Source organism: Vibrio sp. 779(2023) (assembly GCF_033344285.1).
GTDB classification, from domain to species: domain Bacteria; phylum Pseudomonadota; class Gammaproteobacteria; order Enterobacterales; family Vibrionaceae; genus Vibrio; species Vibrio alginolyticus.
Window position 1 is genome coordinate 1 of the sequence record NZ_JAWPOM010000051.1, and the last position, 3,080, is coordinate 3,080.

At 51.2% G+C, this 3,080-nt stretch carries 2 rRNA genes; both read left to right on the forward strand.

Features of this window, described 5'->3' with window-relative positions:
- Positions 1-29 precede the first annotated feature (29 nt).
- Positions 30-2,919: ribosomal RNA gene (locus tag R8O70_RS24720) — 23S ribosomal RNA — on the forward strand.
- A 93-nt stretch (positions 2,920-3,012) separates the two neighbouring features.
- Positions 3,013-3,080: ribosomal RNA gene (gene rrf / locus R8O70_RS24725) — 5S ribosomal RNA — on the forward strand; the annotation flags it as partial.

A 3,080-nucleotide genomic window follows, 5' to 3' on the forward strand; every position in this document is an offset into this window, starting at 1 on the left:
CATCAACTCGAAACTCCTTCGGGTTGTATGGTTAAGTGACTAAGCGTACACGGTGGATGCCTTGGCAGTCAGAGGCGATGAAGGACGTATTAACTTGCGATAAGCCCAGATTAGGTAGTAAAAACCATTTGAGTCTGGGATTTCCGAATGGGGAAACCCAATACCATAAGGTATTACTGTTGAGTGAATACATAGCTCAACAGGGCGAACCGGGGGAACTGAAACATCTAAGTACCCCGAGGAAAAGAAATCAACCGAGATTCCGAAAGTAGCGGCGAGCGAAATTGGACTAGCCCTTAAGCTTTACACGCGTTAGACGAACAGCCTGGAAAGGCCGACGATACAGGGTGATAGTCCCGTAGTTGACGACGTGTGTTCAGTGAAATCGAGTAGGGCGGGACACGTGATATCCTGTCTGAATATGGGGGGACCATCCTCCAAGGCTAAATACTACTGACTGACCGATAGTGAACCAGTACCGTGAGGGAAAGGCGAAAAGAACCCCTGTGAGGGGAGTGAAATAGAACCTGAAACCGTGTACGTACAAGCAGTAGGAGCAGGCTTGTCCTGTGACTGCGTACCTTTTGTATAATGGGTCAGCGACTTATATTCAGTGGCAAGGTTAACCATCTAGGGGAGCCGTAGGGAAACCGAGTCTTAACTGGGCGTTCAGTCTCTGGATATAGACCCGAAACCAGGTGATCTAGCCATGGGCAGGTTGAAGGTTGAGTAACATCAACTGGAGGACCGAACCGACTAATGTTGAAAAATTAGCGGATGACTTGTGGCTAGGGGTGAAAGGCCAATCAAACCTGGAGATAGCTGGTTCTCCCCGAAAGCTATTTAGGTAGCGCCTCGGACGAATACTACTGGGGGTAGAGCACTGTTAAGGCTAGGGGGTCATCCCGACTTACCAACCCTTTGCAAACTCCGAATACCAGTAAGTACTATCCGGGAGACACACGGCGGGTGCTAACGTCCGTCGTGGAGAGGGAAACAACCCAGACCGCCAGCTAAGGTCCCAAATTACTACTAAGTGGGAAACGATGTGGGAAGGCTCAGACAGCCAGGATGTTGGCTTAGAAGCAGCCATCATTTAAAGAAAGCGTAATAGCTCACTGGTCGAGTCGGCCTGCGCGGAAGATGTAACGGGGCTAAGTAGTAAACCGAAGCTGCGGCAATGCACTTTTGTGCATTGGGTAGGGGAGCGTTCTGTAAGCGGTTGAAGGTGTGTGGTAACGCATGCTGGACGTATCAGAAGTGCGAATGCTGACATGAGTAACGATAAAGGGGGTGAAAAACCTCCTCGCCGGAAGACCAAGGGTTCCTGTCCAACGTTAATCGGGGCAGGGTAAGTCGACCCCTAAGGCGAGGCCGAAAGGCGTAGTCGATGGGAAACGGGTTAATATTCCCGTACTTCTTACAATTGCGATGGGGGGACGGAGAAGGCTAGGTGGGCCTGGCGACGGTTGTCCAGGTTCAAGTGCGTAGGCTGAGAAATTAGGTAAATCCGGTTTCTCTTAAGGCTGAGACACGACGTCGAGCTACTACGGTAGTGAAGTCATTGATGCCATGCTTCCAGGAAAAGCCTCTAAGCTTCAGATTGTAAGGAATCGTACCCCAAACCGACACAGGTGGTCGGGTAGAGAATACCAAGGCGCTTGAGAGAACTCGGGTGAAGGAACTAGGCAAAATGGTACCGTAACTTCGGGAGAAGGTACGCTCTCGACGGTGAAGTCCCTCGCGGATGGAGCTATTGAGAGTCGCAGATACCAGGTGGCTGCAACTGTTTATTAAAAACACAGCACTGTGCAAAATCGCAAGATGACGTATACGGTGTGACGCCTGCCCGGTGCCGGAAGGTTAATTGATGGGGTTAGACTTCGGTCGAAGCTCTTGATCGAAGCCCCGGTAAACGGCGGCCGTAACTATAACGGTCCTAAGGTAGCGAAATTCCTTGTCGGGTAAGTTCCGACCTGCACGAATGGCGTAATGATGGCCACGCTGTCTCCACCCGAGACTCAGTGAAATTGAAATCGCTGTGAAGATGCAGTGTACCCGCGGCTAGACGGAAAGACCCCGTGAACCTTTACTACAGCTTGGCACTGAACATTGACCCTACATGTGTAGGATAGGTGGGAGGCTTTGAAGCGCAGTCGCTAGATTGCGTGGAGCCGTCCTTGAAATACCACCCTTGTAGTGTTGATGTTCTAACGTCGACCCCTTATCGGGGTTGCGGACAGTGCCTGGTGGGTAGTTTGACTGGGGCGGTCTCCTCCCAAAGCGTAACGGAGGAGCACGAAGGTGGGCTAATCACGGTTGGACATCGTGAGGTTAGTGCAATGGCATAAGCCCGCTTGACTGCGAGAATGACAATTCGAGCAGGTGCGAAAGCAGGTCATAGTGATCCGGTGGTTCTGAATGGAAGGGCCATCGCTCAACGGATAAAAGGTACTCCGGGGATAACAGGCTGATACCGCCCAAGAGTTCATATCGACGGCGGTGTTTGGCACCTCGATGTCGGCTCATCACATCCTGGGGCTGAAGTCGGTCCCAAGGGTATGGCTGTTCGCCATTTAAAGTGGTACGCGAGCTGGGTTTAGAACGTCGTGAGACAGTTCGGTCCCTATCTGCCGTGGGCGTTGGAGAATTGAAAGGGGCTGCTCCTAGTACGAGAGGACCGGAGTGGACGAACCTCTGGTGTTCGGGTTGTGTCGCCAGACGCATTGCCCGGTAGCTAAGTTCGGGATCGATAACCGCTGAAAGCATCTAAGCGGGAAGCGAGCCTTGAGATGAGTTCTCCCTGATACTTTAAGTATCCTAAAGGGTTGTCGTAGACTACGACGTTGATAGGCAGGGTGTGTAAGCGTTGTGAGGCGTTGAGCTAACCTGTACTAATTGCCCGTGAGGCTTAACCATACAACACCCAAGGGGTTTTGATGGACTCAATGAAAGAACGTTGAATGTGTAAGAACGAGAATTAAAAAACAGCTTTCCAGATTAAAGAATTTGCTTGGCGACCATAGCGTTTTGGACCCACCTGATTTCCATGCCGAACTCAGAAGTGAAACGAAATAGCG